Genomic DNA, 18666 nt, shown 5'->3' with positions numbered 1-18666 from the left:
TTTTAATATGTATTTAATGAATTGGGTTAATGGTACAGAACGATACTGGCTGGGAATGACCAGCCAGGGGTTAAGTTTTGTCGGGTCGCCTAATGGCCTAAAGAGTGAGATTAATAAATTCTATCCAGAAACCGAGTTTGAAGAAAATGATCGTTATTTTCAACCTGTAATTGACGAATTACAAGCTTATTTGGCCGGCGATTTACAAGTGTTCACGGGACCTATCGATTTCAGTTCGAGTGGAACCAAACTACAGAACGAAGTCTGGAAACAACTCCAATTGATTCCATATGGGGAAACAAGAACATATGCTGAGTTGGCGGTATCAGTCGGGAAACCAAAAGCCATTCGGGCGGTGGCAACTGCGGTTGGACGTAATCCAGTTTTAATAGTCGTTCCCTGTCATCGCGTTATAAGAAAAGATGGTAGTTTGGGCGGATATCGTGGTGGCATTCAAATGAAAGAACGATTGTTGAAGATAGAACATAAATAAAAACCACCATTATCAAGAACGATAATGGTGGAAAAAAGTAGGGATAATTAACTTCGGGGGAGAAGTTGGTTATCTTATTTAATTTGTTCGGGGAAACAAATTAAAAGTTATCAATTAAGGTATGAATAGATAATAACAAGTAGTTGTGAAGAAAATATGACGTTAAAAAGAAAAAATACCACTACTTATTAAGTAGTGGTATGAAAATACTAATCTATTCGAGACTCTGGGGGGAGTAGGTTAGATCTAAATGAAACATTTAAACTAAAATGACCGTATTTTATAGTAGAATTAAGTTAAACATAAATTAGCTTTATGCCTATATCAATAGTATACAGGTTTATTTATGAAAATATACTGATGTGACAACTTTGTTAGTTTATAATTTATTTTGCAAGATACGTCAGTTAAAAAGTTACTTTTTAAGGTTTTAAATTGAACTTTTCAAATAATCTAGAAATCATTGAAAATAAAAAACCGTTATTACCGGGTATGGTAATAACGGAAAGGAGTAGGAGTAATTAAAATCCGGGGAGAAATTAATTATCAGTTAGTTAGTTTAATTTGGGGAACAAATTAAGGTTTAAAAGTTATTTATTTAAGGTATAAACAGATAATAACAGGTAAATATGAAGAAAGTATGACCAAAATAAGTTGAAATTAAATTTATATGGGATGTAATCAATATTTTTAAACAAAAAAAACGACACTATAACGTAAGTTACAGTGTCGAAAAGGGTAAAACAGTCAAAATCAATTGGGGGATTGATTTTGATATTCAGACCTTGGGGGAGGTACTGAATGAGTTTTATTGATTAGGTTACTTATCCAATATAACAATTGTTTATCTAAAATGCAAGAGCTAAATTAAATAAAAAATTATTCATACCAATTTAGTTCATTTCGCGGTAACATATAAATAGCATTAAAATTAAAAATTGACCTTTTTTAACGATCTGGGTAAATGGTCAAATGAGGCTGGGGATTTTTTTATGTATATGGAAGACTTTTTAGATAAGCAAGAAAGAATTTCTAATCAAATATTGGAACTGCTTCAAACACATGGTGGATATTTAAGCAAAAAGAAGTTAACAGAACTATTAGAAATATCTGGTAACTCACTTCGCATTTATTTGAAAAATATTGAGACAAGGCTTGAAAAAGTTGTCGCATCTGGACATGTTTTTTTTGAAGTGGAAGCAAACAATGTAAGGTTTAGCGTTGATGGGACAACGAATTTATCTAATATTAGTAATGATTTTTTAATGAATTCATACAAATATAAGATAATTATGTATTTATACATGAATGAAACATTGAATTTAATTGATCTCGAGAACGAATTACATATTAGTGGCTCATCAATAACAAGGCGAATTAAAGAATTAAACGAAATATTAGCAGAATTTAATTTAAAAATTAAAAATCGCCGATTGGTTGGGACCAAAATCCAATTAAATTATTTTTATTACTTGTTTTTCATTAGGGTGATGCCTTTTACGGATCGCACCGAACTCCTATCCAGAAGTAAAACAATTAGCGCCTATACAGATGTTTTAAATAAACAATATGATTTAGGTTGGGGCGACGATGAGAAACTTAGCGTTTTTTTATGGCTCAAAATTCTTATTCGGTTGAACTCGTACAAGGAACAACGCGAAGAATCTTTAACACCAGTTTCTCGTGAGTTGATTAAAAATAATCCCGCATACGGTAAAGTCAAAATAAGCTTTTTTAGGTTCTTGAAAAAATATGCACTTTCTTTTGTGGAAGAAGATGCAATTGGGTTGTACTATTTTTTAATTGAATTTAATTTAATTAAAAATGATTCAGAATTATATGTACAAATTAAAGACGTAGATATTGATAAAAAAACACCAATTCATGTTGCCATTAATCTTTTTTGGAGAGATATCGAGAAGTATACATACTTTAAAAATGACGTAAAAATTAATTACACACTATTTAATTTATACAGTAAATTGGCCATCTTCAAGGGCGAGAGTTTTATTTATAATCGAACAATCACTGAATTTAATCGAAAATCATTAGAACGAGAAGATTTTGCGCAAATTATTCAGAAACTATTAACCGCTTATCAATCTGTTGCACAGTTTAATGGATTGAATTCTCCGGATAATTTGTATTATTTGCAAAACCAGTATCTATATATTTTGAATATCTTAAACTTTGAATTTGACGATGTCTTAAAAATAGGATTATTAATTAACCGTGATCCAATTATGGAAAAATTAACTAAGATTATTATGGAACGTCTTTTGCATGGTATTTTGAACGTTCAGGTAGAAAGTTATCAAAAAGATGAGACGTATGATTTAATCGTGACGAATAGAATGGGCGTTAGTCAGGGACAATTCGAATCACCATTGTATGTCATGTCGGAGATTGGGGTTAGTTCTGACGAGGCAATCGCTGACGTTATAAATGAAATATTAGAAATTGATAAAGATAAAAAAATAAACACGCAAAGTTTGGAGAGGGAATCACGATGAAATATGTCATTATTGGTGGTACACATGCAGGTATCTCTGCCGCCAGAACAATTTTAAAAGCAAACGCGCAGGCTGATGTCCTTATTGTAGAAATGAAGGAAAATGTCAGCTATATCTCGTCCGGAATCAATTTATTCTTTGACGGAACGGTTGATGATTTAGCCGATGCAAGTTATGCAACACCTGATTTGTTGAAGTCCGAGGGGATTAAGTTAATGCTCGGTTCTGAGGTCTTGAACGTTAACACACAAGATAAACGCTTGTACGTTGTTAGTGGGGACGAACAATATAGTTATGTTGACTATGATAAATTAATTCTGGCGAATGGTTCAAAAGTTGTTAAACCAAGGATAAAAGGAATTGATAATGAAAATGTCGTTCTTTATAAAGATTTGGAAGAATCAAAACGTGCTGTAGAACGGTTAAATTCAGCGGGTAAACGTATTTTGATTGTAGGAGCTGGCCTAGCTGGTTTAGCTCTAGCTAGCTCAATTTATGAAGGACGAAAAGGTAAAGACGTTGACATCACAATGGTTGAAGCGATGGAAGGTATTTTAACACACTACGTTGATCAAGAAATTAGTAGTCGATTAATTAACGACCTGAAGGAAAAAGGCGTAAAATTTATTTTACGAAATGATGTCCATGCTATCAACGTTGATAATAATGATAAGGTCATCAGTGTTTCAACAACCGATCAGGAGATCGATTGCGATTTGGTCGTTTTCTCTGTGGGATTGAAACCAAATAATGATTTTTTAAGAGGCGCAATTGATCTTAATCAGAATAATACAATCAAGATTGACGATTACATGCATACGAGTGATGAACATATCTATGCTGCGGGAGATAACGTTGAGTTTAGACAGACAGTTAGTCAACATAGAAGTTATCAACCGCTCGTTAATAACGCCGTTAAAGGTGCTATTGTAGCTGCATATAACTGCACAGGGTTGTTTAAACCAATCAAAGTTGAAACAACTCAAGGTACGACGGGAACGAAGTTATTTGGCCATTATATCGCAACTACAGGTATTACCGAGGAAAATGCGCCATATATTGGATTAAATGTTTTATCGAGCACAATTGAAGAAGAAATTGAATATAATTATGTGAAAAACAATTCTAAAATTGTTGTTAAAGTCATCTATGAAAAGGATACTGAAGTTATTGTTGGTGCACAAATTTATTCAGAAAATAATATTTTGGATACCATTAATGTGATGTCTGTGGCCATTAACATGCGAATGACAATGGCTAAATTGGCTACAATGGATTTTTATTTTAATCCAGCTTATAATAAAGCCTTAAATTCTTTAAATGAAGTAGCACTGGCTAGGACGATAAAACCTTGTCGTATAAGCAAATAGAACGAAAACAGTCAATAATTGTGAGTTAGCACTCAAATATTGACTCTTTTTATTTAATTTTATATGGCATAATAAGTCTTGTAAATAAATGATTTCTGGAGTTTATTGATTAGGACACAGAATATTGATAAGAAGATTTAGTGTGGGGACGCTTATTTTCTGAAAATGGTCTACTTAATGCAAATTAAGTAGCTTTTTTTTTGCCTAAAAATAAATTGGTATAGATGTTTATTTGCATTTTTAACTTGTGAAAACGCTACATTTAGGCGACTTTAATCCTTTTTTGGTTTTATTTGAATTTTTTTGGTCTAACAGGTATGATAGATTTCATAAGATAAAAAGGGGATAAATTATGAAAAGTTATTTACAAAGAATGGGACGTTCACTTATGTTGCCAATCGCAGTTTTACCGGCAGCAGCGTTATTAGTTGGAATTGGGAATTGGTTACCGCAAAATTGGTTTGCGGCAACATTTATGCAGGCAGGCGGAAATGCTATTTTAGGCAATTTGGCGCTCTTATTCGCTGCTGGACTTGCATTGGGAATGTCAGTTAATAAAGATGGAGCTGCCGCATTGGCAGGGGTTGTAGCATTTGAAATACCCGTTAAAATGTTGGAACCAACTTCGGTTGCAATGTTGTTGGGAATAAAAGTTACCGATGTTAATCCGGCGTTTAGTTCTATTAGCGGTAACGTCTTTATTGGTATTATTGCGGGATTAATCGCGGCCGCAATGTACAATCGTTTTCACAGCGTAAAACTGCCGATGGCCATTTCCTTTTTTAGTGGGAAACGACTAGTACCAATTATGTCGGCTTTAGTCATGATTTTTGTAACATTAGCATTATTATTTGTATGGCCGTTGGTTTATGCGTGGTTAGTCGCGTTCGGTAAGTTCATGGTTGGTCTCGGTTGGGCAGGTGCCGGACTATATGGGTTCTTTAATCGTCTATTAATTCCGACGGGGCTACATCAAGCTTTAAATTCAGTGTTTTGGTTTGATGTTGCTAAAATTAACGATATTGGAAATTTTTGGAGTAATACAGGAGTCAAAGGAACAACTGGTATGTACATGGCAGGATTCTTTCCCATCATGATGTTTGGGTTACCAGCTGGGGCGTACGCTATCTACAAAAATGCTTTACCAGAACGAAAAAAAGAAGTTGGATCATTGATGTTAGCGGGCGCATTTGCGTCATTCTTTACTGGTGTAAGTGAACCATTAGAATTTTCATTTATGTTTGTTGCATGGCCTTTATATGTGATTCATGCAGCGTTAACGGGATTATCTTTAGCGTTTGCCGCATTTATGCATTGGACCGCCGGATTTACATTTAGTGCCGGTCTGGTTGATTACGTCCTGAGTGTACGTGTGCCCATGGCTAATTTACCATTGATGTTATTAGTGCAGGGTGTTGTTATGGCTATTATCTATTACACATTATTTAATTTTGCAATCAAAAAATTTAATTTAATGACTCCGGGACGAGAACCCATCTCTGACGATGTTCAATTATCATCAGAATTAGGTGACGATAAATATACAAGACAGGCTCAAATTGTTTATGCTGCGTTAGGTGGCAAAGATAATTTAACGGTCGTTGATAACTGTACGACGCGTCTCCGATTACAGGTTAAAGATACTGGTCTTGTTAATGAAGCTGCGCTTAAATCATCAGGTGCTGCCGGATTTAAAGTTATTGATAAAACAAACATTCAAGTCGTGATTGGGACAGAGGTTCAATTTGTTGCAGACGAGCTGGGTAAATTGTATGAAGGAAAAGCTGAGGCAATCGCGCTTAGCAACGAGGACCTTCAAGAAAATATTGATAAATTGGACGATACAGCTAATCTAGTTGCACCCGGTTCATTTGGACGTGAGGAATTCTATACAGTCTCAAACGGTCAATTAATGAGCATATCAGACGTAAAAGATACAACTTTTGCTGAGAAAATGTTGGGCAATGGTTATGCCGTGGAACCGACTGACGGTGAAATTTATACGCCGGTTGCCGGTAAAGTAATGAGCATATTCCCTACCAAACATGCCGTTAGTATTTTAACTGAAACGGGAATAGAAGTATTGCTGCACATGGGGATTGACACTGTCCAACTCGAGGGAAAACCCTTTGAAGTGGTTGTTTCAGAAGGTGAAAGTGTTGGAAAAGGCAGCTTAATTGCGCGCGTTGACTTGGATGCAATTAAGGATGCCGGTAAAGAAACAACAATGATGGTTGTTTTCACAAATATGGATAAAGTCGCAGACATAACATTTGAGCATTTGAATGAAGTGGTCAAAGCTAATGAAGTTTCAGCGATTGTTCAAACAAAATAAGGGTAGTTAAAAGCAGATTGGTACGTCCAATCTGCTTTTTTGGTATAGCTAATCGTCTGGCTCAGGTAAGCGTATCTGATAATAGATATAGTTTTAAAATTAATAATTGGTATTGCTTAAATAGCGTGGTATAGTGTTTGTAAGCGCATTACAAAATAAAGGGAGGACATTCGAATGAATTCCTACTATGCAACATTGTTGGAAAAAAGATATCCAACAAAACAAAGTATCGTTACTGAAATTATTAATCTGGAAGCCATTCTTAATTTACCAAAAGGGACGGAACATTTTGTTAGCGATATTCATGGTGAATATAATGCTTTTCAACATGTTTTAAGAAATGGTTCTGGGAATGTCAAACAGAAGATTAAAGAAACGTTTAATGGTCGTCTAACTGAAGCCAATATACAAGATTTTGCAATTTTAATTTACTATCCTGAAGAAAAATTGATAGCCAAAAAGCAACAAATGACTTCGAAATCCGAATTAGATCAATGGTACCTAGATACGATTGGTAGGATGCTTGAGTTATTACAAAAAACGGCCACAAAATACTCCCGATCGAAGGTCAGAAAAGCAATATCACCTGATTTTTTATATATAACGGAAGAATTATTATATAGTAATTCAAATGAATTAGACCAAAGGGATTACTACAATCGGATTATTGAAAATCTGATTGACTTAAATCAGGCTGAAGCCTTTTTAACTGTGACTGCATATACCATCCAACGCTTAGTTGTTGATCACTTACACGTGATTGGTGACATTTTTGATCGTGGTCCTAACCCAGATAAAATCATGAAAACCTTGATGGACTATCACTCAGTTGATATCCAGTGGGGGAATCATGATATTTTATGGTTAGGTGGTGTAGCCGGTTCACCTCTATGCATTGCTAATCTGCTAAGAATTTGTGCAAGGTATAATAATTTAGCTATTGTTGAAGATGCTTATGGTATAAACTTACGACACTTAGCCTCATTTGCAGATAAAATTTATCAAGATAATCCGGCATTTTCACCAAAAGTTAACTCAGCGCAAGAAGAAATCACAGAAGATGAGCGGCTTTTGATGACTAAAATGCACCAAGCAATGGCGATTATTCAATTTAAATTAGAAGGACAAATTATTCAAAGACGCCCCGATTTTGATATGGATAATCGGGCCATATTGGATAAAATTATAAATGACGGAACAGAAATCGATATTGATGGTAATCGTTATTCGTTGCAAGATACTTGTTTCCAGACGGTTGATTGGACCAATCCGTATGAATTAACGGCCGATGAAGCAGAAATAATGGATAAATTAGTCCAATCATTTATCCACGCGACTAAATTACGGGAACATTTAGATTTTATGATGAGGCGCGGTAGTATGTTCAAACGATATAACGGTAATTTACTAGTTCACGGTTGTATCCCGGTGATGCCAAACGGCGAACTTGAGAGCTTTGATCTAAAAGGTAAATCATATGCCGGTCCGGAGTTGTTACTGTTTTTTGAAGATAATTTACGGAAAAGTTATGCGGAGCCCAAAAAATCAACTGACCTTGAGACGGATTTACTTTGGTATCTTTGGCAAGGACCAAAGTCGCCGTTGTTCGGTAAACATGCGATGAAAACATTTGAACGTTACTTCATTGATAATAAAGAGGTTCAAATAGAAATACCAAATGCCTACTATGAATTACGCCACAATGAAGATTTTTGTCGTCATTTATTAGAAGAATTTGAACTTAATCCGGATAATGGAAAAATAATTAATGGGCATACGCCCGTTAAACGTGGACATGAACCAGTTATGGCTAACAAAAAAATGATTGTTATTGATGGTGGATTTTCTAAAGCGTATCAAGCAACCACTGGGATTGGGGGATACACACTGCTCTCAAATTCATATGGGCTACAATTAGTTGCGCATCAACCCTTTACATCTATGTGGGATTCAATTGAAAATGGAACAGATATTATTTCTGTGAAACGCATTATTGATAGTGAAGTTAGTAGACAAACCATTGCTGAGACAGACGTGGGACAAGAACTAGCCGCACGGGTTGTAGAATTAAAAAAATATTTACGGAGCAAATAAAAAAATCTTACTTACCAGTAAGATTTTTTTTGTTTAATGCAAGTTTTTCGGCAAGATCTTCACTAGCACTCATCCGAATATAAGCAATGAAATGATAGATAATACCGGCTACAAGAAGAAATCCAGATAACCAAATATTAACAAACGATAAGGCAATTGATGTCCCATAAATGGCCATTGAACCAAGCGGATCAAAGCGAATCGATTGGTAATATGATTCTGGTTTTGCTTTTGATTTTAAATAAGAATGCTGGTTAACATAAAAATAAATCAGTAAAAATGTTCCCGAGATAAACAGTGCAACCAAATCGTAAAAAATGAACGCCGTACGGATATCTGGCGTATTACCGGATGCCAGAACGGCTGATATTAACGTCATTGGATAATTAATTAATGTAATTGAAAAGAGCATCAGTAAATTTAAAATATTTAAGCCTCTATCGGTAATCTTCAATCCAGCAATATAATCATGATGGAATAACCACAAGGTACCCACGTACAAGTATGAAATGAGATACGTCCCAAATATTGGCCATTGGTTAAGTACTTCATTGAATAAATGTCCTGGTTTAAAATTATCTATGTGAAATTCAAGTACCATAATTGTAATTAAAATTGAAAAAACACCATCGCTAAAGGCCTGTACGCGGTCGAGTTTCATAGTAAAGCCCCCTAAAAATCGGTTCGGAATAAGTAACTTTATAATAGCGTTACAGTAACGGTTTTGCAACTAAATAGGTACCTCTATAGACAATTTAAGATTAGTGTGTAAATAGGGTGGGGTTGCGTTATAATCAAGGTAAGCGTTTTCTTGTTTTTCGTTAATAAGTAGGGAGTTGTGGATAATTTGGGAGATCGAAAAAATGATATTGCTAACCTTTTAAAAAATAAAGGAACGGTAATGAATGCGACACAAATTGCGGATGAGCTTGAGTGTAACCGCGCAAATGTCAGTCGTTATTTGAATGATTTGTACAAAAATGGTGATGTTACTAAGAGCGAGGGACGACCTGTCTTGTATCAATGGTCGTCAGTTGAAGAAAAAGAGATACGGCAGAAAAAGATTAATGATAAAAGTGTAAAAGAAATGAGCTTCAAAAAATTAATTGGCTCGGATGATTCGTTAAAAGTTATGATTCAACAGGCGGAAGCGGCTATTTTGTACCCACCAAGAGGGTTACACACTATTATTTTTGGTGAAACTGGAACTGGGAAATCCTTGTTTGCTGAATGTATGTATCAATTTGCGTTGGAGTCAGAAATGGTTAAAGGGGATGCACCGTTCATTCGATTTAACTGTGCGGATTATGCAAATAATCCACAATTACTTTTTGCACATATATTTGGTGTGAAAAAGGGGGCATATACGGGCGCTGATCAAGATAAGCAGGGACTGATGGAAAAAGCTGACGGTGGTATTTTATTTTTAGATGAAATACATCGATTACCTCCTGAGGGACAAGAGATGCTCTTTACCTTTATTGATAAAGGGTTTTATCGACCTTTGGGTGAATCATCAATCACTAAAGAGGCCAGCGTCCAGATTATTGGCGCAACAACTGAGACGTCTGAAAACTTTTTGAGTACGTTCAATCGTCGAATTCCGATGGCAATTACTTTACCGCCCATCTCAAAACGGACAATTGATGAACGTTACGGAATGGTTATGAACTTCTTTGAACAAGAAGTTGGGCGGTTAAATCAGGATATTATTGTTGAACGTGATGCGATGCTTGCTTTAATGTTGTATGAACCAGAGGCGAATATTGGCCAAATTCAACGGGATATTAAAGTTGTTTGTGCGAAGGCTTTTTTGTATTTCAGAACGCATGATGCAACGTCATTATATATTCGATTAAAGGACCTCCCATTAAATGTTCAAAAAGGGCGTTTAGAAGGTAAATCAAAATATAAGAAAATTGATGTTTTAATGGATCGCATAGCAAAAAGAACAAATGAAAAGAATACACAGGTTGTTACGTTTAAAAATAATGAGACGGTTGAAAAGAATGACCAAAAACCAACTGTCTATGAAACAATTGATAAAAAGGTCAGTGAAACTGATCAACAAAATTTAAAGTCATTAAATCTTAAAATGTTAATTGATTCGGATAATAAGGGTTATTTCAAAGATTATATTGAACAATTATCTGGTGAGGGCGTCCGTAAAGAATTATTACCAGATGATGTTTGGGCAGTTACCAATGAAGTTTACGATTTGGCCCAAAATAAATTGGGTCAAAAGTATAATGAAAGCGCGCGTTTTGCTTTTGGATTACATCTGGTTAGCGCGATCGAACGCATTAGAAAAAATGTCGCAATCGTGCATCCCGACCTAAATAACTTACGCCAAAAAAACCCAAAGGCATTTCGTGTGGCTTTGGAGATGGCCGATAGAATTGAACATGAGTTTGATATTGAGATTCCATTAGATGAAATTGGATTTATAACAATGTTTTTAAGTACCGACTTAAGCGAAAAGAAACAACAAAATGAAATTAAGGTCGGTATCATTGTATTAATGCATGGCGCATCAACTGCTTCTTCAATGTTACAAACGGCTCAGGAATTACTGGGAACAACAAAAGGGAAGGCAATTAATATGCCACTGGATGTGAATGTCTCAGAAATTTATGATCAAGTTCGGGATTACGTATTAGACAGTCAAGAACAGTTGAAAAAAGGACTACTCCTTTTAACGGATATGGGCTCGTTAACCAGTTTCGCTTCAATGTTAGGTGAAGAAACGGGAATTAATATTCGAGCAGTTTCAATGACCAGTACGCTGGTCGTCCTTGAATCGTTAAGAATTGCGATTGCTGGACGTGAACTAGAAGATATCTACGCGAACGCGCAACATATTTTTGAATCATCCGTTAAGGAACAATTTTTCCATATGCGTCCTAGAAAAAAAGCGGTTATCGTTGCTTGTTTCACTGGTGAAGGGGTCGCAGCCAGATTGTATGATCGAATTGTGCCAATTGTAAATGAAGATGAAGTAAAAGTTATCCGAATGCAGTATTTAGAAAAAGATGCTTTTAAAAAACATATAAACACATTAATGCGGGATTATGATGTGAAGGCGATTGTTGGAACCGTTGAAGTTTCTTATCAAAGAGTGCCATTTTTCTCAGCTCTTGATATCTTCAATGATGAAACATTACAAGTCTTACAACGAATGCTATCTGATAGTGATTTAACACAGGAAACGATTACAGCGTTAGAGGGCAGCATTAACTCTGTTAATTCGGTACCTGATTTAATTCATACTATTCAAACAATGATTATTAAAATTCAATCGGATTTACAGATTGTTCTCGATCCTGAAATTATTGTGGGTATTATGATGCATTTAGCTTTCCTAGTAGATTCAAGACTAAAAGATCAACCGATTAAACCGTTTGATAACATTCAAGAATATTCAGCTGAAAAACATTTACAGATGGAAATTGTTAAAACAGCACTGATTATTGTCGAAAAAATGTATAATATTACGATTTCAGATGATGAAGTTGCCTATATTGTCCAAATATTTATGGGTAATACATTGAATAAAATCAGTGTGTAGTCACAAACCACAGTGTGTAAGTAAAATAAAAGGTCTTAGAAAACGCTTTCGGTAAGCGTTTTCTAAGACCTTTTATTTTTGGCACGGAACTTGCGTATATAAGAGTATAAATAGAAAAAGGAGTGGTAAATTATGAAAACAATTATGTTAGTTTGTTCAGCAGGGATGAGTACAAGTTTACTAGTATCAAAAATGCAAAAAGCAGCAGCAGCAGAAAATTACGATTCAGAAATTTTTGCGGTTGGTGCTTCAGAAGCAGATTCAATGCTTGAATCAAAACCAGTTGATGTTTTGATGCTAGGCCCACAAGTTCGTTTTATGAAAGACGAATTTGAGAAAAAAGTTGCCGATAAAGATATTCCGGTAGAAGTCATCAACATGCAAGATTATGGCATGATGAACGGCGAAAAAGTACTCGCAACAGCTAAAACATTACTTAAATAAAAAAGGGTGGTCACAATTATGAATGAAAATGATGCACAAATGCAAACAATCATGGGGTTGATTGTGAATGGCGGAAACGCTAAGAGTGATTCTATGGAAGCAATCCATGCCGCAAAAAAAGGTGATTTTGAGACGGCGGCTGCTAAATTAGCCGATGCCGATAAATCATTAATTGAGGCGCATCATTCTCAAACAGCAATGTTAACGCAAGAAGCCTCAGGGGATCCGGTACCAGTTAGTTTATTAATGGTCCATGGACAAGACCATTTAATGAATGCAATTACATTCAGAGACTTAGCCGGTGAGGTAGTGGACATGTACAAAAAGATCGGGTAAGTATCAGAATTTAAGGAGGAACTACTCATGGATAAATTTATAAAATGGATGGATATTCACTTCATCCCAGTAGCTTCAAAAATAGGCGCACAGAGACATTTAATAGCAATTCGAGATGCTTTCGTTGTTATCATGCCTCTTATGATTTTGGGTGCCTTAGGAACATTGGTTAATAACCTTCCTATCCCCGGATTTACAAATTTCATGGATGGACTATTTCCTAAAATAGTTAATGAAGCGCCAATTTGGAAAAGTTTAGGTGGCGGTGTTTGGAATGCAAGTTTTGGTATTATGTCATTATTCATTGCATTCTTAGTCGCTCATAACGTTGCAAAATCATACGGTAAAGATGGTATGGCTGCTGGTACAGTATCAGTTGCTTCATTCTTTGCACTTGGCGGCTTACAATTAGCTGGTATGACTTCAACAGGATTATTCGTAGCACTTCTTGTTGCGTTAATTTCAGGAGAATTATTCCAACGTTTAAGTGGTAACAAACACTTAATTATCAACATGCCTGATGGTGTTCCACCTGCTGTAGCAAAAGCATTCGCATCATTATTTCCAGCAATGATTGTTGTCACAATCTTTGCCTTTATTAATACATTATTCCAAGGATTCGGCGTAACTGATATTATTGCATCATTCTACAAACTTGTTCAAGAACCATTCATGGGCTTGGCAAACTCATATCCATCAGCATTATTATTAGCATTCATCGCACCATTCTTATGGTTCTTTGGATTGCATGGTGCTAATATGATTGATCCACTAATGCAAACAATTAACGCACCTGCTATTGCAGCTAACGTTAAAGCACTTAGTGAAGGTAAAGCAATTCCATTTATTGTTAACAAACCATTCTTTGATTCATTCGTTAACTTAGGTGGAACTGGTGCAACAATTGGTTTAATTATTGCCATTTTCATCGTTGGTCGTAAAAACAAACCTTACAAAATGATTAGTTCACTGTCAGCAGCTCCTGGAATCTTTAACATTAACGAACCCATGATGTTTGGATTACCAATTGTGTTGAACCCAATCATGTTTGTACCATTTATCTTAACACCAATGGTACTTGTGACCGTTGCCTATGTGGCAACTGCTACCGGAATTGTGCCAGCAGCCACGGTAATGCCCCCTTGGGTTACACCACCAATTATTGGCGGAATCTTGGCAACTAAGAGTATGGCAGGTGGTGTTTTAGCCGCAGTCAATGTGGTTATCTCTGCATTAATCTATGCACCATTTGTTATCTTAGCAACAAAAGAAGTCGAAAAAGCTGAAGAAGAAGCTTTGGACAACAAATAAAATAAAAAGCAAATCTCTTTACGTAATTTATGTAGAGGGATTTTGTGCTAAATAAAGGAGTTTACTATGGCTAAATATGAATTTCCAAAAGATTTCTGGTGGGGTTCCGCTGCGAGTGGCCCACAATCTGAAGGACGCGTTGCGGGCGATGGCAAAGCTGATAATATCTGGGATGCTTGGTATCAAACGGCTCCCGAAAAGTTTTTTAATCAAGTCGGTCCGGAAAAAACATCGATGGTTTATCAAAAGTACCAAGAAGATATATCTCTGATGAAACAAACTGGCCATAATTCATATCGAACTTCAATTCAATGGTCACGATTAATTCCAAATCCATTTACGGGGGAAGTCAATCCAGAAGCCGTCACCTTTTATAATCATTTAATTGATGATTTAATTGCCGCCGGAATTGAACCGTTTATTAATTTGTATCATTTCGATATGCCGATGGTATTACAAGAAAATGGTGGTTGGTTAAACCGTGAAGTGGTTGATTTATATACCGATTATGCAGAAAAGTGTTTTAAATTATTTGGTGATCGAGTTAAGAAATGGTTTACTCAAAATGAACCAATTGTTCCCGTCGAAGGTGGTTATTTATATGGGTGGCACTTACCCGATGAACGGAATTTAAAGCATGGTGTCCAAGTGGCTTATCATGAGGCTTTAGCAAGTGCTAAAGCGGTCGAAAAGTATCATGCACTTAATTTAGGTGGTACGATTGGGATTATTTTAAACTTAATGCCCACGTATCCTAAGGATGATACAAATCCGGCAGATGTTAAGGCAGCTAAATTCGTAGATGGTTTCTTTAACCGTTCATTTTTAGATCCCGCAATTAAAGGGACATTTCCAAGTGATATCGTTGATTGGTTAGGTGAGTATGACTTAATGCCAACCTATCACCAAAGTGATTTAGCTATCATTAAAGAAAATACGATTGATTTATTAGGTGTAAACTATTATCAACCAAGACGAGCGGCAGCAAAAGAAATTCAGGTTGAACCAGAAGGTGAGAACGGTTGGATGCCCGAAGACTTCTATACGGTATATGATATGCCGGGGAAAAAATTGAACCCGTATCGTGGTTGGGAAATATATGAAAAAGGCATTTATGATGCGCTGATTAATATTAAAGATAATTACGGTAATATTAATTGTTTTATCTCTGAAAATGGGATGGGCGTTGAAGACGAAGCTAGATTTATTAACGCTGATGGTCAAATTAATGATGATTATCGAATTGAATTTATTCAAGACCATCTGAAATGGGTGCATAAGGCGCTCGAAGAAGGTAGTAATGTTCATGGGTACCATATGTGGACTTGTATGGATAATTGGTCATGGTTGAACGCCTATAAGAATCGTTATGGATTTATTAGTGTTGATTTGGATAATGAGGCTAAGCGGACAATTAAAAAGAGTGGGTACTGGTTTAAAGAAATGACAGAACAAAATGGATTTAGCGACTAAAATGTGGAGGCACTGACTTATGGAAATGGAAATAAAATTAAAAATGCCGGCGACTTATTTGTTTGATCAGATTATGGAATCCGTATTATATGATATTCATACACAAACGGGTCGTAAGTTGAAGAGAAACCAATTAGAGGATTTTGAATTCACAAAAACTTCTCAAAAACGCAAACAGCTGCGCTAAAAGTAACTAAAATTGTTGAGAATGAAAGCTATCATTTTCAAACTGAGAATAACCGTAACAAGTTTGAAGTGGGATATGAAATTACCGCGGTTGACGCCGACCATTGCTTGTTAAGTTATAAAGAATCAATGACTTCTAAGGGCAAGATGCAGCAAATGAATGACGTCTTTATGAGTATGATGATGAGTTTCTTCAAAAAGAGAAATTTTAAAAAAATGATGAAACAAATTGAAGGTAAGTACGCAACTAGCTGATGAAAAATATAATCTGAGGCAATAATCTAAATTTTTCGTCAGCGCTAGTATTGGTGGAAACTAATAGGAGTTCTAATCATCCAGTGGTTAGGGCTCTTTATTGTATGGATATTCTGATAAAAAGGAGATAAACATGGGATCAAGAATCATGCACTATGCTATAGCAAATAATATTTTTAGTAAAACTAATTTTGGAGAAGAATTTTTAATTGGGAGTATTGCACCTGATGTAAATAAAAACTCAAAGACCCCTAAAGAATTAACTCATTTTATGAAAATGAAGTCAGATGGTGTGCATGAGATGTTTCCCGATATATTTTTGGATAAATATAGGCAAACGTTAAGTCCATTCAAATTAGGGTATTATTTACATTTGATTTCTGATGATATATGGTTGAAAACGATATATCAAAAGGACATTATTGAAAATAAAAATGAATCTAAAGAACAAGCCCTAAAGAAATTTTATGCAGATTTTCATTACTTCAATAGTAGACTTATAGAAAAATATAAATTAAAACCTTTAGAGTATAGACCAGCAATGGTGACAGGCGTTACTGAAATAGTAGATAATGATATTTCTGAGGTAATTAATGACTTAAATAAGGATTTTTTAGATAGTAATCAAATAAAGTCCCAGTTGATTTCTGAAAAAGATGTTGATGAATATATTAATACATGTACAGAAAAATTCATGAAGTTTCTTATTGAAAATAAATCGAATTAAGTTTTTTTATAAAAATGATAACCACTGTCGATGACTATTAAATTAATCCAAAAAAAGAATCTTACTAAAAAGTAAGATTCTTTTTTTTAGAACAATAGCTTCTGTTCGTTTGTTATTTTTTAATCTAAAACTTCAATGCCGATACCAATAACGCCGGGTCCAGCATGAACGCCAAGAGCTGGGGAAACATCCCCGAAATAGATATGTTCAGCATTTGGATAATTTTCTTTTAATTCTTTTAGCATGCTTTCAGCCAAAGGTTTGTTATTGCCATAGGCGACAGCTAAATCAAAATGTTCAGTTTCGCCAATTTTATCATCAACTAGTGATAAAAATTTCTTTAAGGCAGCTTTTTCGCCACGAGCTTTTGCAACGGGGTAGTAGATACCATTTTCGTCACATGAAATAATAGGTTTAATATTTAAAAGATTGCCCATGATACCAGAAACGCGTCCGATACGACCACCAACTTGAAGATAATGCAACGTTGGTAAGTAGAAGAAAACACTACTTTCATCGACGGCTAATTGAACTTTGGTAACAATTTCGCCGAAGTCATTACCCTCTTTGATTAAGTTTGCCGCAAAAATCCCAGCTAAACCGCCACCAATACCAACACTCTTTGTATCAATAACCTCAACTTTTAGTGGTGACGTTTTTGCGAATGTTTTAATCGCGTTATAGGTACCAGAAAGCCCACTTGAAATAGTTGTTGAAATAACATGCGTGTAACCATCAGCTTTAATTTGTTCAAAAATATCTTGAATCGAACCACCTGAAGGCGTTGCCGTTGTTGGAATTTCAGTTTCCATTCGTTCGTAAACCTCTTCCGGTGAAATAGAAATCCGGTCTAAATAGGTTGTATCACTAAATGTAATTAAGATGGGCACCATATAGATATGTTCCTGTTCCATAAATTCCTTAGGAATATCAGCCCCTGAATCGACTAATATTGCAATTTTTTCTTCTTTCATGATTTAGTTGCCTCCTTCATAAGCATAACTAATTTTTCACTAATAATATGATTTATAACAGCACTAGCGGCTGTTCGTTGTTCTAATTCGATAATCGTTGTCTCAATTGTAACCGGTTTTAAGTTAGTGTCAAAGGTTAATGACTTAATTTGCTCATTAAAAATTAAAGCAAAATTCATATATGCATCTTCAGCTGAATTATCAACTAAAAGTTGGTCAATACCATTCTTAATGACAGTTAACGGAAAAGCGGATTTTAAAATTGTAATGACAACGATTGCTGCTAAATGTTCTTTACGGTATCTTTTTTTGATTGGTTTAAACATAACTTCTTTTTTTACATAATTATTAACCATCGTAGCGGTCACGGGTGCTAAATTCAGTGGTTCCAGATATTGGTTCACGAGTTTTATAGATTGATCCATGTATAAATCCAATTCTGGAAAATCTTGCCAAGTTGGTAATGTGATCTTCTTTAAGCTACCTAACCAATTTAAAAAAGATTCTGGTACTTTTTGACCCAATAGATAACCCCCTTAACGTAATGACTTTATAATATCATTTACACCTAGTATTGTAAACTAGAT

Annotated in this window: 14 protein-coding genes and 1 pseudogene; 12 read left to right on the top strand and 3 right to left on the bottom strand. The window is 35.2% G+C overall.

The window, feature by feature from the left end; translation table 11 throughout:
* The first annotated feature begins 7 nt into the window (after window positions 1–7).
* The 5 genes from FC66_RS03680 to FC66_RS03660 all read left to right on the top strand — a co-directional run bounded on the left by FC66_RS03680 (window position 8) and on the right by FC66_RS03660 (window position 8805).
* Window positions 8–493, top strand: a complete 486-nt coding sequence (locus tag FC66_RS03680; RefSeq protein ID WP_057974032.1) for a methylated-DNA--[protein]-cysteine S-methyltransferase — start codon at window positions 8–10, stop codon at window positions 491–493.
* Between the two features lie 992 nt (window positions 494–1485).
* Window positions 1486–3006 (top strand): AcpB/EbpR/MafR family transcriptional regulator, encoded by a 1521-nt coding sequence (locus FC66_RS03675; protein WP_057974031.1) that lies wholly within the window; start codon window positions 1486–1488, stop codon window positions 3004–3006.
* Window positions 3003–4376, top strand: coding sequence for an FAD-dependent oxidoreductase (locus tag FC66_RS03670; RefSeq protein WP_057974030.1), 1374 nt, complete (start codon window positions 3003–3005; stop codon window positions 4374–4376). Before FC66_RS03675 ends, FC66_RS03670 begins: the two co-directional genes overlap by 4 nt.
* A 352-nt stretch (window positions 4377–4728) precedes the next feature.
* Window positions 4729–6711, top strand: coding sequence for an N-acetylglucosamine-specific PTS transporter subunit IIBC (nagE, locus tag FC66_RS03665; RefSeq protein ID WP_057974029.1), 1983 nt, complete (start codon window positions 4729–4731; stop codon window positions 6709–6711).
* Window positions 6712–6885: 174 nt separating this feature from the next.
* Window positions 6886–8805: a fructose-bisphosphatase class III gene (locus FC66_RS03660; RefSeq protein ID WP_057974028.1), complete on the top strand. Its 1920-nt coding sequence runs from the start codon at window positions 6886–6888 to the stop codon at window positions 8803–8805.
* A 7-nt stretch (window positions 8806–8812) separates the two neighbouring features.
* Here the strand turns inward: FC66_RS03660 and FC66_RS03655 are convergent, their stop codons facing one another.
* Entirely contained in the window at window positions 8813–9466 is a 654-nt protein-coding gene (locus tag FC66_RS03655) for a TMEM175 family protein (RefSeq protein WP_057974027.1), read from the bottom strand.
* 186 nt (window positions 9467–9652) lie between these two features.
* Here FC66_RS03655 and FC66_RS03650 point away from each other — a divergent pair, with 186 nt between their 5' ends.
* The 7 genes and pseudogenes from FC66_RS03650 (at window position 9653) to FC66_RS03625 (ending at window position 17105) form a co-directional block, all read left to right on the top strand.
* Window positions 9653–12373: a sigma-54-dependent transcriptional regulator gene (locus FC66_RS03650; RefSeq protein WP_057974078.1), complete on the top strand. Its 2721-nt coding sequence runs from the start codon at window positions 9653–9655 to the stop codon at window positions 12371–12373.
* A 132-nt stretch (window positions 12374–12505) separates the two neighbouring features.
* Entirely contained in the window at window positions 12506–12817 is a 312-nt protein-coding gene (locus tag FC66_RS03645; RefSeq protein ID WP_057974026.1) for a PTS sugar transporter subunit IIB, read from the top strand.
* 18 nt (window positions 12818–12835) lie between these two features.
* Entirely contained in the window at window positions 12836–13153 is a 318-nt protein-coding gene (locus FC66_RS03640; protein ID WP_057974025.1) for a PTS lactose/cellobiose transporter subunit IIA, read from the top strand.
* A gap of 27 nt (window positions 13154–13180) precedes the next feature.
* Complete coding sequence (locus FC66_RS03635; RefSeq protein ID WP_057974024.1) at window positions 13181–14464, top strand: PTS sugar transporter subunit IIC; 1284 nt, start codon at window positions 13181–13183, stop codon at window positions 14462–14464.
* A 66-nt stretch (window positions 14465–14530) separates the two neighbouring features.
* Window positions 14531–15937 carry a glycoside hydrolase family 1 protein gene (locus tag FC66_RS03630; RefSeq protein ID WP_057974023.1) on the top strand — a complete coding sequence of 469 codons (1407 nt, stop codon included), beginning with the start codon at window positions 14531–14533 and terminating at the stop codon, window positions 15935–15937.
* A 19-nt stretch (window positions 15938–15956) separates the two neighbouring features.
* Window positions 15957–16378, top strand: a pseudogene (locus FC66_RS07870) (DUF3284 domain-containing protein).
* 133 nt (window positions 16379–16511) lie between these two features.
* The gene (locus FC66_RS03625; RefSeq protein ID WP_057974022.1) at window positions 16512–17105 is read left to right on the top strand and encodes a hypothetical protein; all 594 of its coding nucleotides are present in this window, start codon (window positions 16512–16514) and stop codon (window positions 17103–17105) included.
* A 119-nt stretch (window positions 17106–17224) separates the two neighbouring features.
* On the opposite strand, the gene FC66_RS03620 is transcribed toward FC66_RS03625, so the two are convergent.
* Together FC66_RS03620 and FC66_RS03615 are read right to left on the bottom strand one after the other, a co-directional pair.
* The gene (locus tag FC66_RS03620) at window positions 17225–18079 is read right to left on the bottom strand and encodes a DegV family protein (RefSeq protein WP_057974021.1); all 855 of its coding nucleotides are present in this window, start codon (window positions 18077–18079) and stop codon (window positions 17225–17227) included.
* Window positions 18076–18603 carry a DUF1836 domain-containing protein gene (locus FC66_RS03615; protein WP_057974020.1) on the bottom strand — a complete coding sequence of 176 codons (528 nt, stop codon included), beginning with the start codon at window positions 18601–18603 and terminating at the stop codon, window positions 18076–18078. The genes FC66_RS03620 and FC66_RS03615 overlap by 4 nt, the downstream gene beginning before the upstream one ends.
* Window positions 18604–18666 lie beyond the last annotated feature (63 nt).

Origin of the sequence: Dellaglioa algida DSM 15638 (assembly GCF_001434695.1) — a bacterium.
In the GTDB taxonomy this organism is placed as follows: domain Bacteria; phylum Bacillota; class Bacilli; order Lactobacillales; family Lactobacillaceae; genus Dellaglioa; species Dellaglioa algida.
This window is presented reverse-complemented; position numbering and strand designations above follow the sequence as displayed.